General features: G+C 44.5%; 16 protein-coding genes. 1 reads left to right on the top strand and 15 read right to left on the bottom strand.

The window, feature by feature from the left end:
• Positions 1 to 178: 178 nt before the first annotated feature.
• The 6 genes from LRR81_RS04050 to LRR81_RS04025 all read right to left on the bottom strand — a co-directional run bounded on the left by LRR81_RS04050 (position 179) and on the right by LRR81_RS04025 (position 5,155).
• Positions 179 to 1,141, bottom strand: coding sequence for a biotin--[acetyl-CoA-carboxylase] ligase (locus LRR81_RS04050; protein ID WP_231788613.1), 963 nt, complete (start codon positions 1,139 to 1,141; stop codon positions 179 to 181).
• A gap of 5 nt (positions 1,142 to 1,146) precedes the next feature.
• Positions 1,147 to 2,346: a CCA tRNA nucleotidyltransferase gene (locus LRR81_RS04045; RefSeq protein WP_231788000.1), complete on the bottom strand. Its 1,200-nt coding sequence runs from the start codon at positions 2,344 to 2,346 to the stop codon at positions 1,147 to 1,149.
• A gap of 3 nt (positions 2,347 to 2,349) precedes the next feature.
• Positions 2,350 to 3,489, bottom strand: a complete 1,140-nt coding sequence (gene bshA / locus LRR81_RS04040) for an N-acetyl-alpha-D-glucosaminyl L-malate synthase BshA (RefSeq protein WP_231787999.1) — start codon at positions 3,487 to 3,489, stop codon at positions 2,350 to 2,352.
• Positions 3,490 to 3,612: 123 nt separating this feature from the next.
• A complete protein-coding gene (gene mgsA, locus LRR81_RS04035; RefSeq protein ID WP_231787998.1) occupies positions 3,613 to 4,017 on the bottom strand; it encodes a methylglyoxal synthase in 405 nt (134 codons plus the stop codon).
• 12 nt (positions 4,018 to 4,029) lie between these two features.
• A complete protein-coding gene (gene dapB, locus LRR81_RS04030) occupies positions 4,030 to 4,827 on the bottom strand; it encodes a 4-hydroxy-tetrahydrodipicolinate reductase (RefSeq protein WP_231787997.1) in 798 nt (265 codons plus the stop codon).
• 13 nt (positions 4,828 to 4,840) lie between these two features.
• Positions 4,841 to 5,155, bottom strand: a complete 315-nt coding sequence (locus tag LRR81_RS04025; protein ID WP_231788612.1) for a nucleotide pyrophosphohydrolase — start codon at positions 5,153 to 5,155, stop codon at positions 4,841 to 4,843.
• A 205-nt stretch (positions 5,156 to 5,360) separates the two neighbouring features.
• Here LRR81_RS04025 and LRR81_RS04020 point away from each other — a divergent pair, with 205 nt between their 5' ends.
• Positions 5,361 to 6,236, top strand: a complete 876-nt coding sequence (locus LRR81_RS04020; RefSeq protein ID WP_231787996.1) for a YitT family protein — start codon at positions 5,361 to 5,363, stop codon at positions 6,234 to 6,236.
• A gap of 62 nt (positions 6,237 to 6,298) precedes the next feature.
• On the opposite strand, the gene ypjB is transcribed toward LRR81_RS04020, so the two are convergent.
• From ypjB to LRR81_RS03975, 9 genes are all read right to left on the bottom strand, one after another.
• Positions 6,299 to 7,084, bottom strand: coding sequence for a sporulation protein YpjB (gene ypjB / locus LRR81_RS04015; protein ID WP_231787995.1), 786 nt, complete (start codon positions 7,082 to 7,084; stop codon positions 6,299 to 6,301).
• Between the two features lie 165 nt (positions 7,085 to 7,249).
• Complete coding sequence (lhaT, locus tag LRR81_RS04010; protein ID WP_231787994.1) at positions 7,250 to 7,843, bottom strand: lipoprotein heptaprenylglyceryl N-acetyltransferase LhaT; 594 nt, start codon at positions 7,841 to 7,843, stop codon at positions 7,250 to 7,252.
• A 121-nt stretch (positions 7,844 to 7,964) separates the two neighbouring features.
• Complete coding sequence (locus LRR81_RS04005) at positions 7,965 to 8,732, bottom strand: menaquinol-cytochrome c reductase cytochrome b/c subunit (RefSeq protein WP_231787993.1); 768 nt, start codon at positions 8,730 to 8,732, stop codon at positions 7,965 to 7,967.
• Positions 8,733 to 8,778: 46 nt separating this feature from the next.
• Positions 8,779 to 9,453, bottom strand: coding sequence for a menaquinol-cytochrome c reductase cytochrome b subunit (gene qcrB, locus LRR81_RS04000; protein ID WP_231787992.1), 675 nt, complete (start codon positions 9,451 to 9,453; stop codon positions 8,779 to 8,781).
• Between the two features lie 4 nt (positions 9,454 to 9,457).
• The gene (locus tag LRR81_RS03995) at positions 9,458 to 9,967 is read right to left on the bottom strand and encodes a QcrA and Rieske domain-containing protein (protein ID WP_231787991.1); all 510 of its coding nucleotides are present in this window, start codon (positions 9,965 to 9,967) and stop codon (positions 9,458 to 9,460) included.
• A 144-nt stretch (positions 9,968 to 10,111) separates the two neighbouring features.
• Positions 10,112 to 10,564: a DUF2487 family protein gene (locus LRR81_RS03990; RefSeq protein ID WP_231787990.1), complete on the bottom strand. Its 453-nt coding sequence runs from the start codon at positions 10,562 to 10,564 to the stop codon at positions 10,112 to 10,114.
• 276 nt (positions 10,565 to 10,840) lie between these two features.
• Positions 10,841 to 11,380: a ReoY family proteolytic degradation factor gene (locus tag LRR81_RS03985; RefSeq protein WP_231788611.1), complete on the bottom strand. Its 540-nt coding sequence runs from the start codon at positions 11,378 to 11,380 to the stop codon at positions 10,841 to 10,843.
• 73 nt (positions 11,381 to 11,453) lie between these two features.
• Positions 11,454 to 12,728, bottom strand: a complete 1,275-nt coding sequence (locus LRR81_RS03980; RefSeq protein ID WP_231787989.1) for a tetratricopeptide repeat protein — start codon at positions 12,726 to 12,728, stop codon at positions 11,454 to 11,456.
• A 16-nt stretch (positions 12,729 to 12,744) separates the two neighbouring features.
• Positions 12,745 to 13,008 carry a hypothetical protein gene (locus tag LRR81_RS03975; protein WP_231787988.1) on the bottom strand — a complete coding sequence of 88 codons (264 nt, stop codon included), beginning with the start codon at positions 13,006 to 13,008 and terminating at the stop codon, positions 12,745 to 12,747.
• Between the last annotated feature and the right edge of the window lie 27 nt (positions 13,009 to 13,035).

The following is a 13,035-nucleotide window of genomic DNA, read 5'->3' as shown; positions in this document are numbered from 1 at the left end:
CCCTCTGTCCCAGTCCTATGGATCAAGGCAGAATATCTCATATGAAAATGCGGTTTGATAAAACGGTGCAGTTCCGCTAAAGATACTGCCCATATGTTTAAAGCGCTGTTTTCACTGTGTATTATACACTATGGCCATCTATACAGCCAGATTTTTATTTGCTGAAACCGCCTGCTGCCTAGCCTTCAAGCTCGATATCAGCCGAGTAAATTCTTTCTGTTTCTCCATTATCCTTTTGAAGGAGAAGAACTCCTTCGTCATCGATGCCGATGGCCCTTCCAGAAACGGCCCCCTGCAGAGTGCGGGCTGTAATTCGCCGATTCAGACTGATCGCATACGATTCCCATAAAAGTTTGACCGGCTTAAATCCATGCGTCAAATACTGATCATACAGGGTTTCCAGCTTCAGAAGGATTTCCTGAATGATTTGAGCCCTGTTGAATTTTTGTCCGCTTTCCATTCTTAACGATGTGGCGATTCCATGCAGCTCCTCTGGAAAGTCATTTTTTTCATGATTAATGTTTAATCCAGTTCCAATAATGACGGAATGAACCCGGTCTGCTTCAGCCTGGAGCTCTGTTAAAATTCCAACCGCTTTTCTCCCGTTGATTAAAATATCATTCGGCCATTTGATATCGGGTGAGAGCCCCGTGGATTCTTCTATGGCCTGTACGATGGCCACAGCAGCAAGAAGGGTAAGCTGAGGGGTTTTATTCAGTGGAATTTCCGGTCTCAGGATTGTGCTCATCCAAATCCCTTTTCCTTTAGGGGAATGCCATGACCTGGACAGTCTGCCCCTTCCTTCTGTCTGCTGGTCAGCTACTGCAATCGTTCCTTCTTCTGCTCCGGAGCCAGCAAGGGCATGAGCTGTTTTTTGTGTAGAACCCACGCTTTCTTCAAAATGAATATGCCTGCCAAGCCGTTTTGTTTTCAGTCCAAGCCGGATTTCATTTCCTGAAATTTTGTCAGGAACCTTAACAATCTTATACCCCAGCTTTCGGACAGCTTCCAGTTCATATCCTTCTTTCCTAAGGTCTTCAATATGCTTCCATACAGCTGTTCTTGAACAGCCAAGCACTTCACTCATTTTTTGTCCCGATACATAGCTGCCCTCTGCTTCTGAAAAAGCCTGAAGCAGCATTTGCCTTACTTTTGACTGCTGCAACGGAAAACCCACTCCTTTATTTCTGTCTTTGAATTGCCGATTTTATGGGAGAGAACAGCCTGCTCGGCATCCTCAAGCATTTCTGATATCCATGGTCCAGGTTTTTTGCCTGTCCAATTCAGCAAATCTTCTCCTGTTACCGCAAGCTCGCTTCGGTTTTTGATCGGCAGTGAGCGGAATGCTTCCTCCACCTTCAGAGCTCTGTTTCTGCTGGTTTCACCCTCAAGCGCAAGACAGCAGGCTTCTGCTTCTATTGCCGCTTCACTTCCCGCCTGATAAAGCAGCCAGCTTGTCCAGCCTTCCTGCCTTCGCTTTTCCAGAATCGAAACACCATGCTGAAGATGCTTAATCCGCTTCATCGGCATTTTCCAGCTTTTTAAAAACCCTGCTGGATCGCTGAAGTGCAGCTCATAGAGCAGCAGCATCCACATTTCATTCAGGGAAGAAAGAGCCCCTTTCTCATGCCGGGCAAACCTCAGGAGTGCCTCTTTCTGTCCGCTTAAAAAGGGAAGATGCTCTTCTATTCCTGTTTCCAATAGAAGGAGAATGGCCTCACCCCTGTTTTCCCCTAAAAGCAGCTTGTCAAATTCAGCAAGCTTTCTTTCAATTGAAATCTTCTGAAGGAGCGCATTTTTTTCTGTAATGGCATTTTTCGTTTCATTTGAAAGCCTGAAACCAAGCTGGCTTACAAAACGGACAGCCCTCATCATCCGCAGCCCATCCTCAGAGAACCGTTCTGCAGGATCCCCTACAGTCCGGATGATCCCTTTTTTCAGATCTTCACGGCCGCCATAGAAATCAATGAGCTTTCCATCCACATCCATTGCCATTGCATTAACAGTAAAATCCCTTCTTTTCAAATCCTCGGTGATATCCTGAACAAACGAAACTTTATCTGGCCTTCTGGCATCCTTATACCCTTCCTCAGTCCGAAAGGTTGTCACTTCGTACGGCGTTCCATTATGTATAACAATTACGGTCCCGTGCGCTGCTCCAACGTCAACCGTTTTCGGGAAAATCCGCTGCACCTCATCAGGTGCTGCCGAAGTGGCAATATCCACATCGCCGATTTCCCTTTCCAGAAGGGAGTCCCTGACTGAACCGCCGACAAAATAGGCCTGATATCCTTCTTTCGTTAGTTTGTGCAAGATTTGGAGGGCATTTAGAAAGACAGATTTCACTCTTCACATCTCCTGTAGTTGAAGTAATTCTGCATAGATCTTTTCATACTGTTCCACGATGCTCCCTGAATGAAAGCAATCATTGATTCTCTTAAGACCTGCTTCCACAAAGCGCTGGTGCATGTCTTCATCTGTCAGCAATGCTATGGATTGGCGCGCCGCTCCATCCACATCGCCTACGTCGCATAAAAAGCCGGTTTCTCCGTCTAGGATCACTTCCGGAATGCCACCGATTCTGGTCCCTATGGAAGGGACTCCGCAGGCGCTTGCTTCAAGAAGCACGAGTCCGAAGCTTTCTTTCTCAGACAGCAGCAGCTGCAGATCGCTGATGGAATAAAGTTCCTCCATGTTTTCCTGTTTTCCGAGAAGAAGAACATGATCTTTCAGCCCCAGTTCATTGATTAACCCGCATACCTTTGTCATCTCGGGCCCGTCTCCGACTAGCAGCAGCTTTGCCGGCATGCTGCTCAGCACCTTTTGAAAGACTTTTACAATATCAGGCACCCGTTTTACTTTTCGGAAATTTGAAACGTGAATCAGAACTTTTTCTCCCTTTTCTATTCCATAGGCATCTTTTAAATGCTCGGCATCTTTTTTACGGTATACTTCCTGATCGATAAAATTATATACTGTGTCAATTTTTTTATCAGGCTTCAGCAAATCATAGGTTTGCTGCACAAGCGAGTGCGAGACTGCTGTAACTCTGTCGGATGCTTCAATGCCGAACTTGATCAGGCCTGAAAGGGAGGGATCGTTTGCAAGCACTGTAATATCTGTCCCGTGCAGGGTTGTGACCACTTTTAAATGATCCCCGGTCATCTGTTTTGCAAGGTAGCCGCAGATGGCATGAGGGATCGCATAATGGACGTGCAGCAGGTCCAGCTTCTCGCGCTTCGCTATTTCGGCCATTTTGCTGGCCAGCGCCAGATCGTAAGGCGGGTATTTGAATACAGAATATTGATTCACCTCTACTTCGTGAAAGTAGATGTTTCCATATACTTTATTAAGCCTGAACGGCAGGCTTGAGGTTATAAAGTGAATTTCATGGCCTTTTTCAGCCAAAAGCTTGCCAAGCTCTGTTGCGACAATGCCGGATCCTCCTACAGAAGGATAGCATGTGATGCCGATTTTTAATTTTTTCATGTTATCACCCGGTCCATTTCATAATGGAACAGTTCAACTGTTCCTAACTTGCCTATTTTATGTAGTAAAACAGCAGAACTAATTCTTTTCTAAGCTCTGTCTTTTATTCTATTTAAAGAAACGTCAGCTTTCCTTATGAACGAGCGACCGCCATTTTAAGTCACCTCTGTCAAGGCCCATGATAATGATTTCAGCTGTTCCCATATTGGTTGCAAGCGGGACGGCATATACATCGCAAAGTCTGATCAGAGCAGAGACATCAGGTTCATGGGGCTGTGCTGTAAGAGGATCTCTGAAAAAAAGAACCACATCCATCAGATTCTGGGCAATCAATGCGCCAATCTGCTGATCTCCGCCAAGCGGGCCTGATTGGAAGCGGTGAATGGCTAAACCTGTTGCCTCCTGAATCCTTAAACCTGTTGTTCCAGTGGCGAACAGTTCATGATTCTTTAAAATCTCTTTGTAAGCTATGGAGAATTGAACCATATCATTCTTCTTTTTATCATGGGCGATCAATGCGATTTTCATAACACCGCTCCTTTATTCAATGATATTTTCAAGGCCGTACACAAGGTCATTCAAGTTCATTACTGCTTCAACTGAAAGTTTTACACCTGACATGAAGGAAGCTCTGTTATACGAATCATGCCTGATTTTCAGCGTTTGCCCATCGCCTCCAAAAAGGACTTCCTGATGGGCGATTAGGCCGGGAAGCCTAACGCTGTGTATTCTGATTCCGTGATAGGAAGCTCCTCTTGCGCCTTCCATCGTTTCCTTTTCATCCGGATGTCCCTGCCTTTTTTCCCCCCTGACTGCGTGAATCATTTCCGCCGTCTTTATGCCTGTTCCAGACGGTGCGTCAAGCTTTTGATCATGGTGCTGTTCAATAATTTCGACGTCAGATAAATATTTGGCAGCCATTTGGGAAAACTTCATCATTAAAATAGCGCCGATTGCAAAATTCGGTGCGATGATCGCGCCGATTTGCTGTCTTTTCGCCATTTCTTCAATCATTTCCAGATCTTCTGCTGAAAAACCGGTAGTGCCGACCACTGGCCTTACTCCGTATTCCAAGGCTGTAATGGTATGTTTTCTGCCAATCTCAGGCGTTGTCAGGTCGATCAGGACATCAGGATTTGTTTCAAAAAGACAATCTTTCAGTTCACCGTAAACTTTTGCTTCGCTTGTAAAACCGGCCAGCTCATTGAGCCGCTTTCCGTCATGCTTGTAATCTACTGCGCCTGCAAGCTCAAAGTGTTCGGTTTCTTCCACAAGCTTTACTGCTTCGCTCCCCATTCTCCCTCTGGGACCTGCAATGACAATTTTGATTTTTTCCATCAGGCATTCTCCTTTAGCTGTCTTTTTTTGTCCATCTGTCACGGTCTCTCGTCGAGAATTTTTCCATTACCGCATCATGCGCTTTTTCGAGGTCAATGTTTAATGAATTGGCAAGGCAGATCAGTACGAAAAGCATGTCTCCTGCTTCTTCTTCAATGGCCTTTTCTTTTTCTGTTTTCTTTTTGGGTTTTTCTCCATATGTATGATTGACTTCCCGCGCAAGCTCTCCCAGCTCTTCTGTTAATCTGGCCACCATTGCCAGCGGACTGAAATAGCCTTCTTTGAACTGTCCTATGTATTGATCAACTTCTTCTTGAAGCTGTTTCATTGTTTTATGTTTTTGATCCAACTTTCTCACCCCGGTTTCTGCGTTTGCTGATGGCTGAACGATTTCGAAAATGACATACTATGCTAATGTTAGCTAATTGACAGGCATTTGACAATGTTTTCGCAGAGCCTATGATGATTTGCCGAAAACCTTTTCTTCCACTATACTATTATCGCCTGCATTCGACATAAAGGAGCTGATGTGATTGACTCTATTTGGTTTAAAATTTAAAAACATTCTTTTCATTCTGCTCGGTTCAGCCATTTTTGCTTTCGGGCTGGTTCATTTCAATATGCAGAACAAGCTTGCTGAGGGCGGGTTTACTGGTATTACATTGCTTTTATACTTTGTATTTCATATCGATCCCTCCATATCAAACCTTGTGCTGAACATTCCGATCTTTTTTATCGGCTGGAGGATGCTTGGCAGAACCGCGTTTTTCTACACGCTCATCGGCACTGTCAGTCTGTCTGTATTTCTGGCAATTTTTCAAGCTCATCAAATCAGAATGCCTCTTGAGCATGACCTGTTCCTCGCCGCCCTGTTCGCAGGCGTTTTTATTGGTGTCGGCCTTGGTATTATTTTTAGATACGGCGGGACAACAGGCGGAGTTGATATTATCGCCCGCCTTGTGTTTAAATACGGCAGCTGGAGCATGGGGAGAACGATGTTTGTCTTTGATTTTTGCGTTATTATCCTCTCGCTGATTGTGTATTTGAATTATAAACAGGCGATGTATACCCTTGTAGCAGTTTTTGTTGCAGCAAGAGTGATAGACTTCATCCAGGAAGGAGCATATGCCGCTAAAGGTGCGACCATCATGTCCTCTCTGAATGACGAAATCGCGTCAAAAATTCTGAAGGAAATGGACAGGGGTGTCACGATCCTTAAAGGACAGGGCTCTTATTCCCGGAAGGATATTGATGTGCTCTACTGTGTGGTGGCAAAAAACGAACTTGTCCGCCTGAAGCAGGTGATCACTTCTGTAGATCCTCATGCCTTTGTGGCTGTCAGCGATGTGCATGATGTCATCGGTGAGGGCTTTACGCTTGATGCAGAGAAAAAACCGATAGAAAGATAAAAGGCTGATCCCAGCCATCTCAGGCCTGCACCTTCCATGCAGCTTGAGATTTCTGGATCAGCCTATTTTTCTGTCTGTTTTTTTTGCTGTTTTTGCTGCTGCTCGCCTTTGTATTTTTTGAAGCCTGCATAAGAAAGGGAAAGCAGAATGATGCTCCCAGTTGAAATCATCACCCATATGAGCGAAGGATCTGCTTCATCGTCCTTTGCTTTTTCGAACAGTTTTTGAATATCAGTCTGTGCAGCATCCAGCAGCTTTGTTTTGGCATTTTCTGATAAACCCGCAAACTGCCTGTCTGCAATGATCGCTATATCTGAATCCACTTTTTTGACTTTATCAGAACTGACATCAACCGAAACAGAGGGATAGATCATCTCGTATAAAGATAAAAACTTCTTCCACTCTTCTTGATAAGGCTTCCCTTTCTCGGCCACTTTTTTCGTTTCGGCAAATGCCGTCATAATTTCTTCTTCCATAGAACCCCAGAGAGGCTCATTTTTTGAGTGGAGTGCATCTGATAATAATCTGAACTGCGTTACCGCTTTAATTTTTTCTTCGGGCTCTTTTTTGCTTTGCAGTGCTTCTTCAGCATTTTGGTGCACGGCTGCAATTGCCCTCAGTTCATCGTAGCTGATGCCGGCTTCTTTCATATCCAGCTTTTTAAACTGCCTGCCGTAATAGGAAATGAGCTGCAAAGATTCAGCAAAATGGTGTTCTTTGGCTAAATGAAAAACATCATGGGAAATCGCGTTTAAAGAAGTCCAATTGACGGAGCCCTCTGCCTCCGCCCTATAGGGGATAAAAGTGAGGAAAATGGCTATCAAACCTACGGACATCAGCTTTTTCATTCTTGTCCCTCCTGAACCTGTTAATAAAACAGTATGTGAGAAAGGACAAGGTTAGACCAAAAAAAGCGCTTGTGCAGCAAATAAGCATCCCCAGCCATTTGATGCGGTTCTCGGCTATTTTGTATTTTCCGATCATACAAAAAAAGTCCGGAGAACCGGACTCTTTTAGGAAAGCTCAAGCTTGGCGCTGTTTCTGCGAACAACAAACCAATAGCCAAGAAAGATGGACAGTATGCTGAGCCAGAAGGTAAAATAGCCAATTTGAGGCATGTAGGACATTAAAGTGTAATATTTCGGCATCATGCCAAATACGTAGTCGATCACGTCATTGTGCACCGTCCAGACGGCAGTTATCATAAGATGCCTTAGCTTAAATCTGAAATACGGAGAATACAGGATTCCCTGAACGGCCATGCCAAAATGGGAAGCGATCAGCATATAGCCTTCCCAGGGAAGGCTACCTTCAAATAATAAAACAAGAAGGTTCATTACAACCGCCCAGATGCCATATTTAAATAGCGTCACAATGGCAAGCGCTTCAAGAAGCGGTGCATTTTTTTTGAATAAGAAAAATAAGAGAACTGCTGTAAAAAACAAGCTGGCAGTGGGACTGTCAGGGACAAAGGCAAGAAAAACCGGCGGGGTTTCCACAAGCTGCGGAATATACCAGTAATAGCCGTAGATTGTGCCAAGAAGATTAATCATAAATAGGGCTGCAATAACAGGCTTTTGTCCAAAGCCATACAAGATCGCGTTCATCCGTTTAACCAATCCATTTCTGTCTGAATACTTATTTCATTTAAAAATTGATGCACCTTTCCCAACAGCACCCGTACAACTTCCAAAAGCAAACAAAAAGGCTGACAGCTGCCAGCCAAGATTATTTGGAGCTTACTTTCGAAACAAATTCAGAAAGGGTTTTCAGCTCTTTGTCTGTTCCTTTGAATATACCGGCTGGCATCTTCTTGTACCCTTTTTTTGCGATTTCTGCGATTTCTTCAGGTTTTTTGCCATTGTCTATCAATGAAGGCGCGGCGGCTGTACCCTGCATGTTGTCGCCATGGCAGGAAACACAGGTTTGGGCTTTAAAGATTTTATAGCCTTCCGCATTTGTATCAATTTTTACTTCCGCTCTAATTTTACCTTGTTCAGCCGCTTTTTTCCAGTCATGGGTTGAAACAGATTCCCAAGTAAGATAAAACATAGCTGAAAAGGCAAGCAGCATCATTCCAACTGTGACTGGCCTCTTATACGGCCTGCGCTCTGGACCCCTGTCGAGAAATGGAGCAAGCATCAAGGCTCCGACTGCAACTCCAGGTATAACAATTGCTCCGAGGACGGTATAAGGTCCTGAGGCAAATGAATACTTCAAAAGCTGGTACAAAAACAGGAAATACCAGTCTGGAAGCGGTATGTAGCCGGTATCAGTCGGATCGGCAATCCTTTCCAGAGGTGATTTTTCCGCTATAGTCAAACATAGGAAGCCGACTAGGAAAACGGCTCCGACAAGCCATTCTTTCAGGAGAAAATTCGGCCAGAACGCTTCTGTTTTTCCTGGATATTCAGAATAATCTTTCGGAATATTCGGTTTTCTTATCGCCGGTACGCGCGAATCTCCAACAAACTTCATCCCTTTTCCGCGGTGCATGTATATTCCCTCCCTTTTTTATAGATCCTGTCAAGATACCGCCGGTTTACAGCGGTCCTGAAATACCCTGTTTCCGGATCATCAGGAAGTGAGCTCCCATCAGCCCGAATAGGGCAGCAGGCAGGAAGAAAACATGGATGGCAAAAAAGCGGGTGAGTGTCTGGGCACCGACAATATCATGATGTCCGGCCAGCAGGGTTTTCACCTGGGCGCCGATCAAAGGAGTCGCTTCTGCAATCTGCAGGCCAACTTTTGTAGCAAAAAGGGCTTTCATGTCCCATGGAAGCAGGTAGCCTGTAAAGCCGAGGCCAAGCATGACGAAAAAAATCAGAACACCGACAATCCAATTGAGCTCGCGCGGCTTTTTATACGCTCCCTGAAAAAAAACGCGCAGTGTATGAAGAAACATCATCACGATGACAAGGCTTGCTCCCCAGTGGTGCATTCCTCTGACGATTTGGCCGTAAGCCACTTCATTCTGCAAATAATAAACAGATTCCCAGGCGTTCTTAATGTCGGGGACATAATACATTGTTAAAAACATGCCGGATAAAACCTGGATTACTGTCACAAAGAAAGTCAATCCTCCAAAACAGTAGACAAAAGCGGAAAAGTGATGGGCCGGATTGACATGCTCCGGCACCTCATGGTCTGCAATATCCCGCCATAATGGAGTAACATCGAGCCTTTCATCAACCCAATCATACAGTTTAGACAGCATGGCTTTACGCTCCCCCTTTCGGCTTGGCTGCACCTAAATACAGATAGCCGTCTTTGATCTGGTGTTCATAGCGGTCAAGCGGCGCCTGAGGGGGTGTACCAGGGATGTTGGTTCCATCCTTTTCATACCTGCCTCCATGGCATGGACAGTAAAATTCGTTTGGCGTTTTCGGATCGCCCTTCCAGTTGACTGTGCACCCAAGATGCTTGCAGATCGGAGACAGGGCAACAATTTCGCCTTTTGGATCCTTGAAGACCCAGGCTGATTTGGATACTTCTGATTTGTACCAGGCATCCGTCTGTTTGATTTTGTAATCAAACCGCTGCGGTTCATTCGTTATTTCATCAGCCTTAACCACCTGAACAAACCCCTGAGCAGCCGCAGGCTCTAATACAGGATCCAATGCAAAGCGGATCAGCGGCATTGAGATTCCGGCAGCCATAAAACCGCCTACGCCCGTAAGCGTGTAGTTCAGAAATTGACGTCGTGAAACGTCGGGTTTTCTCTCGCTCATCAAAACCCCCCCTATGTCCGTCACATGAAATGCCAGAAAATACAAAAATATCTATAAACTAGGACATTTTAATGATATATCAATCTATTAACAAGGTCAATATCATCCTTTTTTAGAAAATACTAATAAATGCAAGGGCTTACATCATTGTCTCCATAATTGTAACAAAATGTTCATAATTTGATTTGTCTGTTCTTCCAATAATTTTTTCAAATAAGGTTCGTCCATGTCGTTCACAGGAAGCGGCGGCACCCAGACTAATCGGGTGTGATCAGGCAGCTGGCTGTTTTTCCAGCTTTCATCTCCTGTAATGCATAAAATATGGCGGAATTTCTCAGACAGCGCAGCTTTCCATGAGAGCAGCCTCTCAAAAGCTTCATCTTCCGCGGAGAGATATGTAAACGGCGGGGCAAGCAAGACTCTCCCTGCCAGATTTCTTTCCAGCTCGTCCGCTACAAGTGCAGAAAATTCAGTCTTTTCTGCTGCTCTTGCGGGCAATTCAGTGAAGTTCACCGGTACAAGCGGGAGAAGAATCGTATCAAAGTAGCTTTCCTCCTTCTGATAGATTTTTAAATCCTTTGATGTCCATTTCACCATTGGCACCTCTTTTTCTTTATTCTTTTATTCTACTTTATTGTACAGCAAAAGTAGAGCTTTTCCCTTTCCTGTTTTTCCTTCTGCACAATCTTTTTTCAGGTCTTTAGACGCTGTTTCTTTCAGGAATTTCATAAAAATTCTATTTCAAGCACCTAAAACAGCCGCGGCAGTGCTGGTGCCTCATGCCCGCTGCTCCAATGAAAAGGTGCATAAAACTCAACATTCTCGTATAACTTAGCCATTGCAAAAAAAGGCGCCGGGTAAACGGCCGCCTTTTCAAACAAGATTTTTCAGTTTTTCTGTCAGCTCCTGAAAAGCTGATTGATCATTCCGGTCAAGTGCTGCATCAATGGCGTTCAGCAATCTTTCCTTCTGAAACGTTTTGATGGAAGATTCCAGAACCTTTTCAGCTACTACCCGGTCCTTTTCATTCATTGTATAATGCTTAGGCATGAATGGATTAGACTCAAGCACCACCGCATACTCCGGCGACTGGTAGGACGAACGGAAATTCAGCTGAATAAAAAGCTCTTCCTCCCTGTTCAGGCGGATATCATGAAATGATTTTTCTGCATCTGTTGTCATTACATTTTCTTTATAAAACCGGAAAGGAACTTCTTCAACACAATGCGTTGACATGATGATGCCGCGGGGGCAGTATTGAGCCTGTTCCACAAAGTGAACCCGTTCCATTAACCCATCATGGCTCATCAGGTAATTGAGAATCCAGACACACTCTCTTCGTTTCAGCTGATAGTGATTTAAAAACCATCTGATAAAGTCTTTTTTCTCATTGACAGATACAGGGGCCGTCATCATCCATCCCTCCTCTGCTTTACCTTCATTCTTACTGATTCATTTCAACAAATCATATGGCAATTCCTGCCCGCTAGCTGAGAAAATCATCTTCCAATCTCATCAAATTGGCTTGGATTTCGACATTGGACGGATCCATTTCTAGTGCTTTGCGAAGAAGAGCGGCGGCCTGCTGCCTGTCTCCCTCTTCAACTAAAAACGCGGCGTACTCCACAAGAAAATCCTGTTCATCGCTAAAAAATCTATATGCTTTTTGATAATTGTCTGATGCCTTGCTGTAATCTTCTGTTTCATTATAGGCTTTTCCGAGGTGCCAAAAATAGTGGGGATCCTCTTCACCGAAGCGCATAACTTCCTCCATGAGCTCGATGACTTCTTCGTATTTCTCCGACTGCAGCAGAATACCGGCGAGCGCCAGTACAGCTTCTGCATGTCCTGGGTCAATCGCGATTCCTTCCCGCAGCAGTCTTTCCGCCTCTTCAGGCAGGTGATTTTTCAATGCCATTTTTCCGCCGAATAAATACAGATCTTTATTCAGTTCATCTACTTTCAGGCCTTCTCTTGCTGTTTCAAGGCTTTCTTTCAGCATTTCTTCCTGTTCATAGGCCTTGGCCAGCACCAAATAAAGGGAAGAATAGTCAGGATCATATTCCTTCAGTTTTGTCAGTTTATCAATGGCTGTTTCAGCATGGCCAGCCTGAAGTGCTGTGACGCCAAAGCTGAAGAGGGAATGCAGGCTCAATTCGTCCTCATTGACCTTTTCATAATAAGGCAGAGCATCTTCAAATCTCCCTGCACTGCTAAGTGCTTCAGCGAGTCTTTCTTCAATTTGCACACCAGCAGCTGTTTTCATGCTTTTGAGCGCTGTTTCATAAAATGTGATGGCCTTTAAATCCTTGCCGGACTGAAAATAAAATTCTCCGAGGGCAAAATCAATGATAGGTTCATCCGGTAAAAGGCGTTTTGCTTCTCTAAGCTTTTGCTCTGTGACCTCCTGAAGTCCCTGCATCTGGTAAAGATCTGCCTGGAGCAGAAGAGCCTGCGGATAGGCGTCATCTTCAAGGCTGATTTCTTCAAGAAGTTTGATTGCTTCATCTTCCATTTCAAGATCAATGTAAACATCAGCAAGCAAAAGAGTAATATCTGTTTCTTCCGGATAAAGGAGATGAAGATCTATTAAAATGGACAGGGAAAGTTCAGGATTGCCCCATTCATAATATTTTTCTGCCAGCAGAAATTTTTCTTCATCATGAAGGGTGCTTTCCATTTCCTTTAACAGGCCAAGTCCTTCTTCCACTTGTCCTTTTTCTACAAGTTCAATCGCTTTCTGCAATGAATTAGGCTGCATATTTGTTTCCTTTCCATTAAAAGCCTCTGCCTGATCGTTCATTAAAGGCAAATTTACTGATCGGAATGAGGCGTTCTTCCCCGAATCCAGGGGTATACATGATCTCTTTTCCTGCTTTTACAACGCGTCCCTTATGAACTGTTATAGCCGGAACAGTAATATCATAATCCAGAACAGAGCCGGTTTCAACCAAATCGCCTGTGACTCTAAGTTTGTAAAGATTGTAATCTGCATAGGCTCCCGTTCTGATTTCCCCCTTCTCGGGAGAAACCCTGGTCATTCTCACCTCATTTTTCCAGAGGGATTC

This window comes from Metabacillus kandeliae, from assembly GCF_021166585.1.
GTDB lineage: Bacteria > Bacillota > Bacilli > Bacillales > Bacillaceae > Metabacillus_B > Metabacillus_B kandeliae.
Note: the sequence above shows the minus strand (reverse complement) of the source record. Positions and strands in the feature narration are given on the sequence as shown.

Excerpts from the sequence above, each read along its gene's own strand:
- dapB (WP_231787997.1), bottom strand. The coding sequence starts at position 4,827 with ATGGAAAAAATCAAAATTGTCATTGCAGGTCCCAGAGGGAGAATGGGG.
- LRR81_RS04025 (WP_231788612.1), bottom strand. The coding sequence starts at position 5,155 with ATGAAACAGCTTCAAGAAGAAGTTGATCAATACATAGGACAGTTCAAA.
- bshA (WP_231787999.1), bottom strand. The coding sequence starts at position 3,489 with ATGAAAAAATTAAAAATCGGCATCACATGCTATCCTTCTGTAGGAGGA.
- LRR81_RS03985 (WP_231788611.1), bottom strand. The coding sequence starts at position 11,380 with ATGACGGCCCCTGTATCTGTCAATGAGAAAAAAGACTTTATCAGATGG.
- mgsA (WP_231787998.1), bottom strand. The coding sequence starts at position 4,017 with ATGAAAATCGCATTGATCGCCCATGATAAAAAGAAGAATGATATGGTT.
- LRR81_RS04050 (WP_231788613.1), bottom strand. The coding sequence starts at position 1,141 with ATGCTGCTTCAGGCTTTTTCAGAAGCAGAGGGCAGCTATGTATCGGGA.
- LRR81_RS04005 (WP_231787993.1), bottom strand. The coding sequence starts at position 8,732 with ATGCACCGCGGAAAAGGGATGAAGTTTGTTGGAGATTCGCGCGTACCG.
- qcrB (WP_231787992.1), bottom strand. The coding sequence starts at position 9,453 with ATGCTGTCTAAACTGTATGATTGGGTTGATGAAAGGCTCGATGTTACT.
- LRR81_RS03980 (WP_231787989.1), bottom strand. The coding sequence starts at position 12,728 with ATGCAGCCTAATTCATTGCAGAAAGCGATTGAACTTGTAGAAAAAGGA.
- LRR81_RS03975 (WP_231787988.1), bottom strand. The coding sequence starts at position 13,008 with ATGACCAGGGTTTCTCCCGAGAAGGGGGAAATCAGAACGGGAGCCTAT.
- lhaT (WP_231787994.1), bottom strand. The coding sequence starts at position 7,843 with ATGAACGCGATCTTGTATGGCTTTGGACAAAAGCCTGTTATTGCAGCC.
- LRR81_RS03995 (WP_231787991.1), bottom strand. The coding sequence starts at position 9,967 with ATGAGCGAGAGAAAACCCGACGTTTCACGACGTCAATTTCTGAACTAC.
- ypjB (WP_231787995.1), bottom strand. The coding sequence starts at position 7,084 with ATGAAAAAGCTGATGTCCGTAGGTTTGATAGCCATTTTCCTCACTTTT.
- LRR81_RS03990 (WP_231787990.1), bottom strand. The coding sequence starts at position 10,564 with ATGGTGAAATGGACATCAAAGGATTTAAAAATCTATCAGAAGGAGGAA.